We start from the raw sequence: 17,134 nt of genomic DNA, 5'->3' as shown, positions 1-17,134 counted from the left end.
CTTATCTGTTTAAGTGAATTACTGACCTGCTGCTGCCCACCATGCATTTTGTGTTAGCAATGGATCCTGGGGTAAAAGAGTTCTCAGATCAAGCGGCCATAAATAACCCCGATTGGTTATGCGATTAGGCAAATAGCCATCTATGGAATTTGCATAGTTGGGATTAGTAATAAGGCCCGATCGTACAAGATCAAAATACCATTGACCTTCACCATATAATTCTCTTCCCCGTTCATCCATAATGGTATACAGTAAATCATTTTGACCAGTAAAAACATAAGGGGTAAGGCCTGCCCGTTGACGTACGCGATTAAGATAAGTTAATGCACTGCCGGTATTTCCCAGGTTCAGATCAGCTTCGGCTTTTAATAAAAGGATATCGGCAAGGCGTAAAACAACCATGTTATTGCTTACAAAAGGAAGCGTTTGCTGTTGTGGATTCTGGTAGATTACGTTGGCATATTTAACCATTAAGGTACTTGTACTATGCAAACCATAAAATGTAGATTTAACCCTCACGTCGCTACTCACCTTGGTAGTATCATATAAACTATTGATCAGGTCTTTATTTACCGCCCAGCTTGAACTTTTACCTTTTACAAGCGGGTCTGCCAGGAAAATAGAAAAGACCCCGCTACTTCCGCTTTGTGCTTCATTCTGATTTGGCGAGTAGATCATGTTGATCTCAAAAATGCTTTCCGGGCTTTGGCCTTTAAATATATTGGAGAAATTTACACCTGATTCCAGTGAATAGTTGCCATATTGTATCACACTGTCAGCTGCTGCTGATGCCAATTGATATTGTTTTTGCCACATATAAACCTTTGATAAAAGCGCCATAGCCGATCCTTTACTTGCCTGAACAGCAACTTTTGAAGCATCGGAATAACTGTAGCTTAAAAGGGCGGAACTCTTTTTAAGGTCGCTAACCACCTGGTTAAACCCATCTGCATCTGAACTGCGGGCTATAGGTTTGGCGTTGATGGGGTCTGTATAAGCTTGGGTAACAATAACCGGCTGTCCCCAAACCTGGGTAATATAATAATAGCAATAGGCTCTGATAAAATATGCTTCACCCAAAATCTGGTTCTTAGTAGCCACGGGGTCATCTGTGAAGTTAGCTGCCGGAATATTGGGTACTTTGCTTAGTATCAAATTACATTGACTTATAACCTGATAAAAGCTGGTCCAGTTGTGTAGCACCGACTCGTTGTAAGGAACGTAATTGAAATTCCACTGGTTGGCTGAACTTAGGGAGGCTAATGTCCAATCGCTGCCATAGGTAAATTCATTTGCGGTAGCGTCTCCTAAAATAAAATAGGCGTTGCCATTGGTTAAGGCTGTACGTAACAGTCCATATGCACCCGCCAGTCCGCTTTCTGCGGCCCTTTCGCTCGACCAGAAATTATCGTCGGTTGGGGTGTCAATTGGTCCTTCGTTGATATATTTTTTGCACGAGGTAATTAATCCAACGCCGCAAATAATTATAGCTATAATGTATTTATTAATATACTTTTTCATCTGTAATTTCATTGAATTAATTAAAACTGAACGTTTACACCCAGGGTTACTTTTTTAGGGATAGGGTAAGTGGCACCATCGTAAATACCAAATGGATTTACTTGCTCCGCATCTGGAACCTTGGCTTTTTGGAAAGTATATACATTCTGTAAAACAGCATAAAAACGGCAACCTGTAAGCCCTAAAGCATCCAGATATTTTTTAGAAAGCTTATATCCTAAAGAAATATTGGTGATTTTTAAATAAGCTCCATTTTCATTAAACATAGTTGAGAAAGGGAAGAACTGATAAAAGTAAGCGCCTCCAGGGTTTAAGGCAGGGTACTTGGCTTTATAACCAGCCGGATCCTTAGCGGCTAACACCGGATCCCAGAACCCTATTTTGGAAAGGTCAGGAATGCCAGAACTGGTAAAGTTATTGATGCCACTTGCCCAGTTATTGTATTGATTAGAGAGCAAGCTGTTAATGATATCTCTTTTTAAGGTAAAGGTCATCCCGATACCTAATGAGAAGTTTTTATAACTGAAGTTATTGTTAAAACCACCAGTTATAGCCGGGTTAGGATTTGCCGTTGGCAGTAAATCTCCCTGAGCATTACCCTTGTCCTCGTCAGACCAAACATCGTAATCGCCATTGGAATCAAACCAGATGGGGTAACCTGGTTTAACCGGATAGTTTCCTTTAAAATAAGTAAGTGCCTGGCCGGTAAATGGATTAACAGGTACTTGTGATTGCGAGTTGTAAACTCCCTGATAAATCATCTGGTTAAGCATATACAGGGGCTTGCCTACCTGGAAAATGTAATTAATGCCTAAACCACTATTGTTATCATTATAGGTTGCATAAATAGTGCGGTTTCCGTTAGGAAGACTACGGATTTGATTTTTATTGTATGAAAAATTAAAGTTGGTAGTCCATTGAAATTTGCTGGAAGGTGGCAGGTTATGCGTGTCAATATTAACCTCGATACCAGAGTTGCCTACAGATAGACCCGAGTTAGAGGTTTGTTGTGTATACCCGGTATAAAAGGCCAGCGGAAAGGTGTAATATTTATTGCTTTGAATTTTGTTATAATAATCGACAGTAAGGTTAATACGGTTATTAAAAAAGGCGCCATCAAAACCTATGTCGAATTGTTTAGTTGGTTCCCAGGTAAGGTTTTTATCGGTAACCCCATTGCCTGTATTAAAGTTAGGCGTACCCATGGCTACGCCATTGTAATAACCTTGTGTTAAATTATAACCATTGTAAGGGGCGTAAAAACTAGATGGCTGATCGCCGTTTACACCATAACTTGCTCTTAGTTTCAATAACGATATCCATCTTACTGGTTTTAGGTAATTTTCATCAGAAAGTATATAGCCGGCGCTTACCGATGGAAAATATCCCCATTTGTGATTGGAGCCAAACCTTGATGATGCATCTGCACGCATAGTAGCATCAAACAGGTATTTCTCTTTATAATCATAGTGTACTTGTGTAGCGTATGATAGCAGTGAAGAAGCCTGGTAATCGGTTGAAGCAGTTAAACTGGCTTGCGGAACACCCTGAACCACTTTTATATTATCGTTCGGAACGTTATCGCCATAAATATTTTTACTGTTCACTACATCTCTTTGAAAGTTTTGCAGTACCAGAATATTGATATTGTGATTGGTGCCGATTTTTCGTCCGTAGGATAAAACGTTATTGATGTTGGCCGATACATAATTACTGCTGTAGTCATAAGAAGTAGCAATTCCTTGCGCAGATAGCGTTGTGGGTGAGCTAAACTGGTTTTCACTCATGTTGGTACTTCCGGATCCTTCAATTTTATACAATAAACCCGGTAGTATCTTGTAATGCAACCCTATAAAGCCGGTTAAGAGATCGTTTCTGTCCAGGTTTCTTAACTGATCATATTGTCCCCGGTATCTGGCAATATCTGTATCATTAGTGTAATACAATGAACTTGGCTGTTGAAAACCGGATAGAGGATTGACCTCATGTGGATCATTACCCAGGCCTGGTTGTCTGTCGACTCTTGAAAAGCTGATGTTTACTTCGGTGCTCAGCTTTTCATTGATCTGATAATCAATATTTGATCGGAATGAATATCTCTTAAAGCCTGTTCCATATAGAACACCGTTCTCATCGTAGTTGTTCAAACTGAAACGATAGTTGATGGCATCTGTAGCCCCGGCTATGGATAAGTCTACGTTATGAATATAGCCTTTACGGTAAAACAATCCCTGCCAGTTAGTAGCGTTATTAAATGCCGGGTTCAAACTGTCGGTAAGCATTTGAGGTAATGAACCAATTGCTTTTACACCACCTTGTTGGGTCAGGAAATTAAGTTTTTGATTTCGCTCGTAGGAGCCGGTGGCTGTTTCAACTAATTTAGGCTGATCAGAAAAGCCACCGTAAACGTTTAAGTTGATTTGCGGTTTTCCTTTAGTCGCTCTTTTTGTTTTTATAGTTACTACACCATTGGCACCTCTTGAACCCCATATGGCCGTGGCGGCGGCATCTTTGGCTATCTGTATGCTTTCAATATCGTTAATATTGATGCCGGCCAAAACATCGGTTTGGGTATTATCATAATTGCCCAGATCTGTAAGGCTGGTGGGTACCCCGTCAATAATAAACAAGGGGGTGCTCAACGCATTGGCTTCAGAAAGGTTAGATGACAAAGCCGAATTACCCCTTACAGTGAAAGTATTACGTACTCCTGGCTGCCCGCTAAAGTTTTGGATGTTTACCCCTGTTACCTTACCTTGTAAGGCAATATCAAAACTGGGCGCTGGCAAATTTTCTATATCCTTACCTGAAATTACGGTTATAGCAGCGGTAGTTGTCCGTTGCTTAATTTCATGATAACCTACTACAACCACATTATTAAGCTCATTTTTTGAAGGTTGAAGGCTTACGTTAATAACCGTTTTTTCCTTAACATCAACTTCTTTGGCATCAAAACCGATAAATGAAAACCGGAGAACGGTATTGGGAGTAACAGAAATTTTAAACTTACCTTCCGAGTCGGTAATTAGTCCCCGTTTCTCTCCTTTAACGGTTACAGAAACACCGGGGATAGGTCTGCCATCATCAGCGCCTTTAACTGTGCCGGTTATATTTACCTGGGCAAAGGCAAGCCCGTAGTAAAATAACAGCGTACAACAAATCAGAATCTTTTTGTAAATGTTCATCATGCTTTACTGGGTTAAATAAATAAATTGGATTGTTTTATAATTAATTATTGAGTAATCGCCGGTTAACAATACATACCTTAATTTGCATTGATAAACAGCCTTACGGGAAGCGTCGGACTTAGGTCGTAAGTGATTGTTTTTCAATCAGAAAATCAATAATCTCTTAAACCAAACCTATCGAATAATTTTATTGAGCACCTAATTGAAGGGCACGCAAACGTTTGCTGCTGAAGTTTTATTGCGCAATGGTTTAAGAATTCAATTATTTAATAGTTAAAGCAAAAAAAGAGTAGGTTTAAGCTGATTTAAGGGCCATAATTATTAGAAAAGCGGGAAAGATTTAATGGTTTTGATTAAAAACCGAAATCATATTTGTTGTTTAAAAGTAATTTTTTATGATTTTATATCAATTTTAAAATAAAACATAAGAAAATACGTTAAAGTCGCCTTTTATCAAAAATAAAGGCGTCAAAAATCTAAAATTTGAATCCGTCAGAAAATATTCCTGTTTTTTGTAAGACGCTGAATGGTGCTTTTTATCAGGGAAATAGAACTATACTTCTTCAAAAATTGACGCAAACGTTTGATGTCATTAGATTTAATCGGAGGATAACTATTGTCTTTTAGTTGTGCTGTTTTTTATCAATTGCTTCCACCATAATGTTCTGTATTTGCCCTATATACCCCCGGGAGGGCTTAAACGGATGATTTCTCTTTTAAAATAAAAATTCGGGTTTAAAAATGACTGGTTCGGGGTGGGCTTTGTCTACTTGCCATATATAGTGATTGGGTTAGGGGCAGGGTGACGATACTTTTGAGGAAACAAAAAAGAAAACTCAAACATTTAAATCATGAAAACGAACAAACGTATCCTTATCAGTAAATTTATCACCGGTGTTTTTGTCCTGCTTACAGCAACCAGTTTTGCTCAAACCAATACAACTGCCGATGCGCAGGCATCAAATGCTATCCGCCCTTTTCGCGCCCATATTTCAGATGAAGCTGTTGCCGATCTGCGCCAACGTGTACAGGCAACCCGCTGGGCCGAAAAAGAAACAGTTACCGATCGTTCCCAAGGTGCTCAATTAGAAAAAATACAAGCCCTGGTAAAATATTGGGGAACAGGGTATGACTGGCGCAAAGCAGAAGATAAACTGAATGCTCTGCCACAATTCATAACTAATATCGACGGTCTGGATATCCACTTTATCCACGTACGTTCCAAAAATCCAAATGCCCTGCCGGTGATCATCACCCATGGCTGGCCGGGGTCTGTTTTTGAATTGCTGAAAATTGTTGGTCCGCTGACCGATCCGGAGGCTTATGGCGGTCGCAAGGAAGATTCTTTTGATGTGGTTATCCCTTCAATGCCTGGTTATGGTTTTTCTGGTAAACCTACCACTACCGGTTGGAACGCCGATCACATAGCCCGCGCCTGGGATGTGCTGATGAAGCGTTTAGGATATAAAAACTATGTATCGCAAGGCGGAGACTGGGGTTCGGTAGTTGCCGATAAAATGGCGGCTCAAAAACCCGTAGGTCTATTAGGTATTCATGTTAACATGCCGGCCACAGTGCCTGCTGATATAGCCAAATTACTGGCCAGCGGAAGCCCTGCACCTGCAGGTCTGCCTGCTAAAGAAAAAGCTGCTTACCAATCATTAAATAATCTATATACCCGGGGCGGTGGTTACGCTGCTATGATGGTTACCCGTCCGCAAACCATTGGTTACAGTTTGTCTGATTCACCGGTAGGTTTGGCCTCATGGTTCTATGATAAATTTGCTGACTGGACTTACAGTGGCGGTGATCCTGAAAAATCATTGACCAAAGACGAGATGCTGGATGATATTTCCTTATACTGGTTAACCAATACCGCTACATCGGGAGCACAACTATACTGGGAAAACAATGCCAACAACTTTAATGCTGTTGACATTTCGATCCCAGCAGCGATAACCGTTTTCCCTGGCGAGATATACCAGGCGCCAAAAAACTGGGCCGAAAAAAGTTACCACAAACTGATCTATTTTCACGAAGTAAACAAAGGCGGCCATTTTGCTGCCTGGGAAGAACCACAACTTTTTGCCGAAGAACTTCGTGCCGCATTCAAATCATTACGCAAATAACTGATCATATATAATGTTACCGGCCGCAGGCCAATATATTCAATTTGACCTGCGGACTACCGGTAATTATCATTCAATCTACCAATAAAATAAAAAGGAGAAACAAAGATGTCAAACGAAATACAATACGGTCGCCGTCGCTTTTTAAGTACCGCCGCAATTACTCTAGCAGCCACTCAACTTGGAATATTTAGCCCGGCAAAAGCGCAATCTGAAAATACAAACTCAACAGGCAAAGCCCCATTCAAACCCATTGCAAATAAGGCATTTGATAACGTTAAGCAAATTAAAGCCGGCGTACTGAATATGGGTTATGTGGAAGTAGGTCCAGCCAATGGTAAAGTGGTTGTTCTGCTGCATGGCTGGCCCTATGATATCAACAGCTTTGTTGATGTTGCACCTTTGCTGGTATCTGCGGGTTACCGGGTAATTATTCCGCACTTGCGTGGTCATGGTACTACGCGTTTCCTTTCAGATAACACACCCAGGAACGGCCAGCAATCTGCCGTAGCTGTGGATATCATCAATTTGATGGATGCCCTTCAGATTAAAAAAGCCATATTCGCCGGTTACGATTGGGGAGGAAGAACTGCCTGTATCATCGCTGCCCTGTGGCCTGAGCGTTGTGAGGCCCTGGTTTCGGTGAGCGGTTACCTCATGACCAACCTGGAAGCCAGCAAACACCCACTGCCACCAAAAGCTGAGTTCAGCTGGTGGTATCAATATTACTTCTCAACAGAACGTGGTCGTGAGGGCTATGACAAATACCGTCGTGATTTCGCTAAACTGATATGGGAAACCGCATCACCAAAATGGAACTTTGATGAAACTACCTTAGACCGCAGCGCGGCTTCTTTTGAAAATCCGGACTATGTAAGCATCGTGATTCATAATTACCGTTGGAGATTGGGCCTGGCCGAGGGCGAAGCGAAATATGATAACCTGGAGAAACAACTGGCAAAAAGCCCGGTTATAGCTGTGCCAACCATCACCCTTGAAGGCGATGCCAATGGCGCACCACATGCCGACCCTGCATCTTACCGTAATAAATTCTCTGGTAAATACGTACACCATACCATTACCGGTGGCATAGGGCATAACCTGCCACAGGAAGCTCCAAAGGCCTTTTTCGACGCGATCATCGAGGTTGATGGTTATACAAAATAAGTCATAAAATATTCAGACTTAAAAATGTCTGATTCAGCTGGCCGGTTGTCCGTTTGCTGTATTTACTGATAGGACAGCGCCCGATATGAGGGTATATTTGAGCAACAAAACAATAACAAGCAATAATTAAAAAATAAAACAATGGAAACCAACAGAATAGATTCACCAGTGAATGCAATCAAAATCATCGAAGATATTACCGATAACAAAATCGAAAAAGTATTATATACCGCCAAAGTGCGTACCACCGGTGCCCGTGAAGGTTTTTCGCGCAGCAACGATGGTCGTTTAGATATCAGGCATGCTACTCCGGGTACATCGGCTCCCGGTACTAATCCGGAGCAGTTATTCGCTGCTGGTTGGTCAGCATGTTTTGAAGGAGCAATGGGCATTACAGCTGCCAAAATGAGAATAACACTTCCAACGGAATCAGCAATTGATGCAGAAGTAGATCTGGGGATTACTTCAGGTGCTTACTTCTTACAGGCTCGTCTTAATGTAAGTCTGCCAGGTTTAGATCGTGAAGTAGCACAAGCTTTGATCGAAGCTGCTCACCAAACCTGTCCGTATTCTAAACTAACCAAAGGTAATATCAACGTAGTGATCAACCTGGTTTAATACCCCTTTCTAAATAAAAAACCTGCCCGATCATTTCGGGCAGGTTTTTTTATGGATAAATTTTGACTCTGTTTAGATATCAAAAGTTTCCCCTATCGCCGGTAAAAACAGCTCTATACCCGCTGTTTTAAATTGCTTAACAGCATCGGCTTTATCAATTTTAATAAAGCCGAAGGTATCATAATGAACGCCTAATACTTTATTGGTTTTAACAAATTGAGCGGCTTCAATGGCTTCATCTATGCCCATGGTCAAGGCATCGCCTATCGGGAAAACAGCAAAGTCGATATCTGCCCATTTAGGGATCAGGGTCATATCTAAAGTAAGCCCGGTATCACCGCTGTAATAAAAATTACCTTCAGCAGTTTTTAAAACAAAGCCACAGGCTACGCCGGCATAAGTTCCATCGGGCAAACTGCTGGAGTGCTGGGCGATAACTGATTTGGCTGTGCCAAAATCAAAAGTAAACTTACCGCCCGGGTTTAGTGGATGTACATTTTTTACCCCCTGTTTGCCGAAATAGGAATATAACTCCCAAATGCCAACCACGGTGGCGCCTGTACGATTGGCAATAGCTACCACATCCTGTATATGATCAAAATGGCCATGGGATACAAAAATGTAATCGGCCGGTATGGTATTGATATCAACGTCTTTGGCTAATTCATTTCCTGTTATAAAAGGATCAAATAAAATGTGTTTGCCACCAGCAACTACCGAGAAGCAGGAGTGGCCGTAATACGTAATTTTCATAGGACTTTTTTTATGTAATATTAATCAATTTAAAGTAATGATCCCGGTGTTTGCCGGCGGTAAAAATCTGCTGTAATCATAGATGATAAAAGCGCGTTTAATAGCCGTTTCGTCTATCTGAAACAGGCCTTGTGTCATTTTTTGAAGAAACAAATTATTGGTGTGTGTGGATGCAGATCCTGGATTAAAGGCTTTTTCAAACTTGGCTGGAAGAGATGATTGGGGGATACTGTTTTTGCTTATATAAAGATTTGATGAGGTAAAGTTAGGCGTGGGTTTGAGCATGTCTGCATAACCGATATGAGGCGAATACAGGTGCAAGCCAGAGCGTATGTTCGTACTAAAAGTCACCGCCTCTTCTGTACACTTCAGTTCCCGTGCAGAGCCATATGGGGTTTGAGCATAAGCAACTATACCCAGGAGTGATGTCATTGCTGTTAAAAGTAGCTTTTTCATAAATCAGATATTTTACTGTACCATTTATAAAATAATACCAGCCCTCTTTTGGAAGGCCGGTATGGTTTGCTTATCAGTGTATTTGATCTTCATCGGTAGGATGTTTGCCCTTATGCTTCTTTCCTGTAACGCTGATCATGGCGCAATCCTGCGGATTATTTTCAAATGGCGCTCTTGCTAGTATCGACATAGAAAATAATGATATAATTCCGACTAATAATCTACTTTGTCTATATTTTCCGGTGCTGTTCATTATATATTACTTTTAACGTTGCTGTTGCTGTTAGGGTTGGCCCGGGTTGCACTTAAAACTTCGCCGGTAGTACTGTTTTGTATAAAACCCACTACCTCCCAGTTTTGTGAATTATAGCCTTGGGGAGTTTTGATATAGTAGATGCCTTTCTTGTTGGCATTTAAGCTAACCGTTTGCAGTTGGCGTACTATCTGTGCATGGGCTAAGGTACGACCGCTGTTTTCACCAGCGGCTACTTTGCTGATGGCCGATTTCTGCACAAGTGCTATCAATAAGTTATCTGTTGTGGAACCTCCGGTTACCTGGTAATTAACAGCCAGCTTATCTTTATCCTGCTGAACCTGTAAGGCAACATTTGCTGAAGCAGTACCTGCCAACGCCCCGGAAATGGCATCACGAAGGGCCGTTTCGTCCGAGCCTATGCATTCGGCTTTGCCATTGATAATAACCTGTGGGGTATAAATTTGCGGGTTATTAAGCCATTGGCCGTAAGTAACCTGCCGCCTGGAAAATTCTGCGTTGCTGAACAGATCTTTCCAACCCAGGCGGTTCCAGTAATCAACATGGTAGGCCAGTACGTAAACAGGTTTGTCTTTTGATTCTTTTTGGATTTTGGCTAACAAGTCATCGGCTGCCGGGCAGCTTGAGCAGCCCTCAGATGTAAATAGTTCCAATAAAGCAAATCCCTTTCCGGTAACCGGAGGATTGTCTTTTTTAGGAGAAGCTGTTGAAGGATCGATTAAAGCAGTGGTTAACAATATGGAAGCTATCGCGCCAGCACAAAATGTTAAAATTTTAAGAGTTTTCATATCTTCTGATTTTTTTAATTAACTCAAAAGTATTCTCCTAACAGCTGCTTATTTAGTACAAAAGGGTCCAATTAGTCATAATCCCGGTTCGATTAGACATTTATAAATGCCAATATTTTGGCATTTATAAATGTGCTTTATCTATTCTCGAGCCAGTTTAAAAAAACAGGCGCTTTCTCTTTATTAATGAGCAATTTCTCGGGCGTAGGAATGGTAAGTTTTACAAATAATTTACGCATAAAGTAATGCTCTACCTCTTTTATTGCACTAAAGTTTACAATATATTGCCGGTTTAGCCTGAAGAATTGTACGGGTGATAATAAACTGATCACCTGATCCAATGATTGATTTAAGGAATACTCCTGCTGATCAAAACACATGATGGATGTGGCCTCGTTACGGATATAAAAGAAAGCGATACTATCGGTAGATACCGTAGTGTATTTGTTATGCTTAAATACCAGGAAACTTTTTTTGCCAGCCGGTTGTGCAATTTGCGTCAACAAATTACCCAGATCGGGCATAATACTTTGTTGGAAAAAGTTTTTGAGCTCATCCACCTTTTTAAAAGCATCGGTGATATCACTTTTTGAAAACGGTTTCAGTACATAATCTACACTGTTGGCTTTAAATGCCTCCAATGAATATTCATCAAACGCGGTACAAAAAATAATAGGACTGGTAATTTTAACTGATTTAAAGATCTCAAAGCAAAGGCCATCTGAAAGCTGAATGTCCATGAATATGAGATCGGGTTGTTTGTTCTCGGTCAGATACTTTACCGAGCTTTCGATGCTCTGCAGTTGTGCTACTACTTTTGCCTGCGGTCTAACCTCGGCTATCATATTTTCGAGTGAACGGGCCGCTTTTAATTCGTCTTCAATGATGATAATGTTCATGTATTACCGGGAGTTTTATTTTGAATATTTTATTGTCATTAATGATTTCGATCTTTTTGTCCAGTAAATGACTGTAACGCAGACTGATATTTTTTAACCCTACACCTAATGATGATTCCTCATTTCTTTTAGGTTGCATCTGATTTTCCATTACTAAACTATCGTTCTCTTCATAAAACTGGATATGCAGCGGGCGCTCCAACGATACCACATTATGTTTGATACAATTTTCTATCAGTAGCTGTAAAGTAAAAGGGGGAATAAGGGTTCCTAAATATTTCTCGCTAATGGTATTGGTGAAGGTAAAACCATCTTCAAACCGGGCTTTTAATAAAAAATTATAAGCTTCCACTATTTCCAGTTCTTCTGATAAATGAATGAGATCCAGCTTACGGCTTTCCAGGGTAAAGCGATAAAAGTTAGACAATTTCAGAATAAAATCTACCGAATTTTTATCATGGGTTTCTACCATGGCTTTCAGCGTATTTAGGCTGTTGAATAAAAAGTGGGGGTTAATTTGTTGTTTCAATAATTCGTATTGCGCGCCCAGGTTATCGGCCTTGGTACGCTCCAGCTCAATATTTACCTGTTGGTTTTTATAGTTTTGATACAGCAGGTGTATAAACATGTAAAAAACGAGGTTAATGAGTATACCCCTCACTTCCACCATCAGCACTACAGGGCCAAAATTGATATGCGATAATATGAGTTGTTGTATTGATGCCAAAGCCAGCATAACCCCAATACCGATCAATAAGCTGGTGAGCAGCCGGTAATAAGAAAAAATCCTGTTAGGGCGATTGGTGACCGGGTTGTCGCGAAGTGTGTAGATATTATAATACCATACAAACAAGGCAAATAAACCGGTAATTGCCGAGTTTACAGCAGCCTCTGCCGGGTTAAAATGCCGCTCGGCAATTTGAGGAACCGACGATAATAAACCCAGAAAAATTGAACTGACCCATATAATTCCCGGTGATATTTTAAAGTTTTTATTTTTCATTCAGCATAAGTTGTTTTACGGGAACACAGGTGGTTGCAAAGCAAAGATAAAGTAAATTATGACCGACGTGTTAGCTTATCGGAGACGTTCCCTTTAGCTGATTAATTGCGGTCTATTCTGCTAAACTACGGTCTAAATCGGAAATCGCGAGCCTGTTTATGGCTCAATTAGACATTTTACATCTTCAACCAGACTATTGCAGCCGTGAATATTCAGGATAGTGGGATTAAAAAGACAAACTTCTGAACGCACATAATTTATACGGATCATTCACCGCGCCATGTACACAATTAAGCCAGTTTTGTTGGGCCAGTGTTTCGGAACAAGGGCCGTAAGTGAAAATCCGGATAGTTCGTTTTAGCGATTCTTTTTGCAATATTTCCAGCACAGTTTGTAAGATCTTTCCTCCAAAAGGCGTGTATAGGAAGAATACCGTACCCTGCGAATAGTCTGCTAGGCGGGCATCTATATTAATAAATTCAACAAGGTGTAAGTTGAGCTGCGATGCGCACGTTTTGGCGTAATTACAATAAGCCGGTTCATATTCCACGCCTTTGGCTGCTGTTCCGCTGATCAGATTTACCAGAATGGGTACCTGGCCCAGGCCCGATCCCAGGTCAAAAAAAACATCTTCCGAACCTAAGTTGGCAAGTTCTGCTATCTCCAGTATTATTCTGGCGGGTGTTTTTTGATAAAATACCATTTCCTGTTCCCGTTCCATAATGGGTTCTGGAATGGCCTGATCTGATAATAAACCGTTCATAAAATTATCCAGGTTATCATATCCGATGTTATCCGTCGGATTATCATCCTGATCAAAATATTCATCGAGAGTTTTTAGGAAAGATGATTCCTTGTAAGTACCCGTTCTTATATTTTCTCTGAGCCGCTTAAATAAGTTATTATCTATTTTTTCTAGGTCGGTTTTTACTTTTTCTGCCCGTTGTTGAAGTATAGTCAGTTCTTTTTGATATGCTGAATTTTGCAGCAACCCATCAATCCTGTCAATAATATGGAAATCAATAAAGTCGATAGCATTTGCCCGGCTGTTAAAATTGATCTCCTGGTAAATCGCCTCGTCTTGTTCTATGGCTTGTATGTCTTCTTCTATTTCCGCTAAAACCATGGTTGATTTGCTACCACCCAAAATTGATGGTTTTTTTAAGATCAGGGTGCAGGCTTATTGATACCGGGCAGGTTAACGCGGCCAATTCAAGGATCTTTTTTTCCTGATCGGTATATTCCGTCGGGAATTTAAAATTAAGGATGATTTCTGCCACCCTGCGCGGATTGGCCGCCATCACTTTGGATACATCACATTGGGTATTATCCATATTGATGCCATGCGAACGTGCGGCCAAAGCCATTACAGTTAAAACACATCCGGCTAATGATTCGGCAAGCAGGTCTGTTGGTGAAAAACCTTCACCTTTTCCATGATTATCGGTTGGGGCGTCGGTAATGAGTTTAGAGCCCGATTGGAGGTGTATCGCTTCGGTCTTTAAATCGCCAATATAGGTTGTTGAAATAGTTGCCATATGGTAAATAATTATTGTAAGTGAAGTTAATGCTTTTGAAAACACGCTTTCCGGAGATTTAAAAAACTACCTGAAAACTGGTATAAATAATTCCAAAAATACTGGTATTTCCATTCATGTATTTATGAAATAGTTTTGTATAGTAATTATTGATGTATAGATGTGTAAGATATCCCTATAACCTGAACGCATCGAAGGGAACTATATGAAGCTACCATCATCTATAATAATCTATACAGGCATTAACCAAATCAATCCGTCATGAAAAATCTTATCGTTTTAATTTTGCTCTTCGTAGTTGGAGGGGCATCTACAGTGAAAGCACAGGGCATTATCGACAAAGCAAACAGTTTACTTAACAAAGCAGATAATGCGTCGAGCACTGCAAACCGGGCTGGTGGCACCGGCGACAAAGTTTTAGGGATCTTTAAAAAGAAAAAGAAAGCTGATGCAACTGCATCTGCACCTGCCAATGCGCTTACAGGGTATAAAACAGTTATCACCATAAAAGGTATTACCATGGAAAATCTCCGGAAACTGAATGCCAATGTGAAAGCCTGCGCCGGGGTTGATAGCACCAAAATGAAGTTTAGCGGTACCGGTTCTGTAATTTTAGTAGCTCATGCCAAAGGTAGTACAGAAGATCTGTTAACTGCCCTGGAGAAGACTTCCAAAACCATATTTACTGACAAGAATATAGAAGGTATGGAAGATGGGAAAATAGATATTGCCATCACTAAACCGTAAGCGATCGATCTTGCCGGTACGTAAATAATAGGGGTATTTTTATTTGTCGGTTTTTTTTATAATCAAGCCCCGCATATTCGCGGGGCTTTTTAGTTTGATGATCGATATGGGCTTTTTTGAATCGGCCTTTTAAGTGTTTTTAGTCAACTACTTATAAAAATAGAGTTGTGTCTGGAGCATTGTTTAATTTAAATCCAAATTTCTAAAAAGTGCTTTAATCCTGCGGGATTAAAATATATGCTGTCATTTTTCTTATAAAATCATATTTATTTGATCAAACTTAGATGTAACAAACGTTAAAACATATCGAATGAAAACAATCCCTTTAATGCTGGCGTTTACTCTTTTTACATTTATTGCGAGAGGCCAATATGTACAACCCGAAAGAAATGACACTACTTATATATACCCGCAAACAAAGTTTGACTCAGTGGTAGCTATTAATGCCTTGGGGCGCGGCGCTTCTACTATAAAAGGTGTTGCTTATGTACGTAGGGCTGCAAACGGAAATAAGGCTTTGTTTGCATCACGAATAAATGCTAATCGCTCCACAGTAGTGCTGTTTCCGGTAACACCGTATTTGTTGGAATTTCTTGATTTAAAAAAGAAAAAGCAAAATGAAAAAAAGCTTAGGTTTGTTTACATGAGTAAGCAAGCATGGTATTATCATTATACAGCTATTACAAATTCAACAGGAGAATTTACCTTTCCAAACCTAAAGCCGGGAAAATACTACCTTGAAACTACTGTTGGAGTTAATTATTCGGGTACTTACGATAAATATGCTGGGCATGCAGATGATGGTTATGGAGGTATCAATTACTATCAGCAACAATCTTATAACACTAATCGCTATTACCTAACTTTTGCATTTGTTAATATAGACAATGATGGCCAAGTGGTTGGAGTTGAATTACATTAATCATTATAGCTAAATCAATGAAGCAAATTTTAATAACCTATCAATAATCAGGGAAAGATTATTCCTGATATCGGTAGACGTAGAAACCCCTGCACGCATCATGTAGGGGTTTTGTTTTTAATAAATATGGATACGTTTAAGCCAGGTTTTAAAGTATTTTGGCCATTCCTGCTCAGGTAAACCTGGAGCTCCCATCCCCCAACCATGCCCACCGGTAGGGAAAAGATGAATTTCGGTTAGTATCTGTTGCTCCTGAAGTGCTGAATACATTAAACGGCTGTTCTGCACATTGGAGATAGGATCGTCCTCGGCCTGGGCCAGGAAGGTAGGCGGCGTTTTCCGGGTAACATGAAGCTGCACCGAGTAACGTTTTTGAGCCTTTTTGTCGGGATGCTTGCCTATAATTTCTTTCTCGGAATGGGTATGATCATATGGCGGCAGCATCGTTATTACCGGGTAAAGCAACGCTGCAAAATCGGGCCTGGCAGATACGAGATCGGTTTTGTCAACCGGAGTATAGAATTGCTGATCAAATGTTGTCGCTGTCATTCCGGCCAAATGCCCACCGGCCGAAAAGCCCATGATGCCGATACGGTGCGGATCGTATCCATATTTTTTTGATAAGCTCCTGATGATGCGCATGGCCCGTTGCCCGTCTTGAAAAGGTACATTCGTGTTAGTCCAGCCCTCTCCCGGTAAACGATAAATGAGTTCAAAAGCGGTAATGCCTTCAGATTGCAGCCAGTTAGCGGCCGGGGTGCTTTCTTTTCCTGCCTCCAAATGTGCGTAGCCGCCACCGCTGATCACCAATACAGCTATACCGTTTGGATGCTCTGGTTGGTGAACAATTAGCCGGGGCACCGAAATATTAGTGTAGGAGCCATTGGTACTTACATTTTCAGACCCTTGCGGTCCCGGGCCATCCGGTGGTGCGCCCTGCCAAAGTGGAATATCTTCTGAGCGGGCAGTGTTTTGAGCAAACACAGTGCTATCGGTAAACAGAAAAAAGATAAAAGTAAAAGTCGAAATAAAAAGACACGTATATGGTTTGATATTGCACTTATTCATATTAAAGCATTAAATAAAAATACGCTTATCATAACTTTAAATACAGGTTTAAATTGCCCCTGT

At 40.7% G+C, this 17,134-nt stretch carries 15 protein-coding genes; 5 read left to right on the top strand and 10 right to left on the bottom strand.

The annotated features are described in order from the left end of the window. Window positions 1-18: 18 nt before the first annotated feature. Complete coding sequence (locus G7092_RS15100; RefSeq protein ID WP_166090621.1) at window positions 19-1,521, bottom strand: RagB/SusD family nutrient uptake outer membrane protein; 1,503 nt, start codon at window positions 1,519-1,521, stop codon at window positions 19-21. A 20-nt stretch (window positions 1,522-1,541) separates the two neighbouring features. After that, entirely contained in the window at window positions 1,542-4,709 is a 3,168-nt protein-coding gene (locus G7092_RS15095; protein WP_166090620.1) for a SusC/RagA family TonB-linked outer membrane protein, read from the bottom strand. An 851-nt stretch (window positions 4,710-5,560) separates the two neighbouring features. Here G7092_RS15095 and G7092_RS15090 point away from each other — a divergent pair. From G7092_RS15090 to G7092_RS15080, 3 genes are all read left to right on the top strand, one after another. Then, window positions 5,561-6,838: an epoxide hydrolase family protein gene (locus G7092_RS15090; protein WP_166090619.1), complete on the top strand. Its 1,278-nt coding sequence runs from the start codon at window positions 5,561-5,563 to the stop codon at window positions 6,836-6,838. A 108-nt stretch (window positions 6,839-6,946) separates the two neighbouring features. Then, window positions 6,947-8,005 carry an alpha/beta hydrolase gene (locus tag G7092_RS15085; RefSeq protein ID WP_166090617.1) on the top strand — a complete coding sequence of 353 codons (1,059 nt, stop codon included), beginning with the start codon at window positions 6,947-6,949 and terminating at the stop codon, window positions 8,003-8,005. A 141-nt stretch (window positions 8,006-8,146) separates the two neighbouring features. Next, entirely contained in the window at window positions 8,147-8,623 is a 477-nt protein-coding gene (locus tag G7092_RS15080) for an organic hydroperoxide resistance protein (protein ID WP_166090616.1), read from the top strand. 72 nt (window positions 8,624-8,695) lie between these two features. Here G7092_RS15080 and G7092_RS15075 read toward each other — a convergent pair whose 3' ends face one another. The 7 genes from G7092_RS15075 to G7092_RS15045 form a co-directional block, all read right to left on the bottom strand. Beyond that, window positions 8,696-9,376, bottom strand: coding sequence for a metal-dependent hydrolase (locus G7092_RS15075; RefSeq protein WP_166090615.1), 681 nt, complete (start codon window positions 9,374-9,376; stop codon window positions 8,696-8,698). Between the two features lie 24 nt (window positions 9,377-9,400). Further along, a complete protein-coding gene (locus G7092_RS15070; protein ID WP_166090614.1) occupies window positions 9,401-9,832 on the bottom strand; it encodes a hypothetical protein in 432 nt (143 codons plus the stop codon). A gap of 252 nt (window positions 9,833-10,084) precedes the next feature. Continuing rightward, on the bottom strand, window positions 10,085-10,894 hold the full coding sequence (locus tag G7092_RS15065; protein ID WP_166090613.1) for a DUF1223 domain-containing protein: 810 nt from the start codon (window positions 10,892-10,894) through the stop codon (window positions 10,085-10,087). 137 nt (window positions 10,895-11,031) lie between these two features. Further along, the gene (locus G7092_RS15060) at window positions 11,032-11,793 is read right to left on the bottom strand and encodes a LytR/AlgR family response regulator transcription factor (protein WP_166090611.1); all 762 of its coding nucleotides are present in this window, start codon (window positions 11,791-11,793) and stop codon (window positions 11,032-11,034) included. Beyond that, window positions 11,774-12,796: a sensor histidine kinase gene (locus G7092_RS15055; RefSeq protein ID WP_166090610.1), complete on the bottom strand. Its 1,023-nt coding sequence runs from the start codon at window positions 12,794-12,796 to the stop codon at window positions 11,774-11,776. The genes G7092_RS15060 and G7092_RS15055 overlap by 20 nt, the downstream gene beginning before the upstream one ends. A 226-nt stretch (window positions 12,797-13,022) precedes the next feature. Further along, on the bottom strand, window positions 13,023-13,922 hold the full coding sequence (locus tag G7092_RS15050) for a class I SAM-dependent methyltransferase (RefSeq protein WP_166090609.1): 900 nt from the start codon (window positions 13,920-13,922) through the stop codon (window positions 13,023-13,025). A 10-nt stretch (window positions 13,923-13,932) separates the two neighbouring features. Continuing rightward, a complete protein-coding gene (locus G7092_RS15045; protein ID WP_166090608.1) occupies window positions 13,933-14,334 on the bottom strand; it encodes an OsmC family protein in 402 nt (133 codons plus the stop codon). A gap of 261 nt (window positions 14,335-14,595) precedes the next feature. Here G7092_RS15045 and G7092_RS15040 point away from each other — a divergent pair, with 261 nt between their 5' ends. Together G7092_RS15040 and G7092_RS15035 are read left to right on the top strand one after the other, a co-directional pair. Beyond that, window positions 14,596-15,081 carry a hypothetical protein gene (locus G7092_RS15040; protein ID WP_166090607.1) on the top strand — a complete coding sequence of 162 codons (486 nt, stop codon included), beginning with the start codon at window positions 14,596-14,598 and terminating at the stop codon, window positions 15,079-15,081. A gap of 310 nt (window positions 15,082-15,391) precedes the next feature. Continuing rightward, the gene (locus G7092_RS15035) at window positions 15,392-16,003 is read left to right on the top strand and encodes a prealbumin-like fold domain-containing protein (protein ID WP_166090606.1); all 612 of its coding nucleotides are present in this window, start codon (window positions 15,392-15,394) and stop codon (window positions 16,001-16,003) included. Window positions 16,004-16,120: 117 nt separating this feature from the next. Here the strand turns inward: G7092_RS15035 and G7092_RS15030 are convergent, their stop codons facing one another. After that, window positions 16,121-17,071 carry an alpha/beta hydrolase gene (locus tag G7092_RS15030; protein ID WP_166090605.1) on the bottom strand — a complete coding sequence of 317 codons (951 nt, stop codon included), beginning with the start codon at window positions 17,069-17,071 and terminating at the stop codon, window positions 16,121-16,123. Window positions 17,072-17,134 lie beyond the last annotated feature (63 nt).

This window comes from Mucilaginibacter inviolabilis (genome assembly GCF_011089895.1).
Taxonomy (GTDB): Bacteria; Bacteroidota; Bacteroidia; order Sphingobacteriales; family Sphingobacteriaceae; genus Mucilaginibacter; species Mucilaginibacter inviolabilis.
This window is presented reverse-complemented; position numbering and strand designations above follow the sequence as displayed.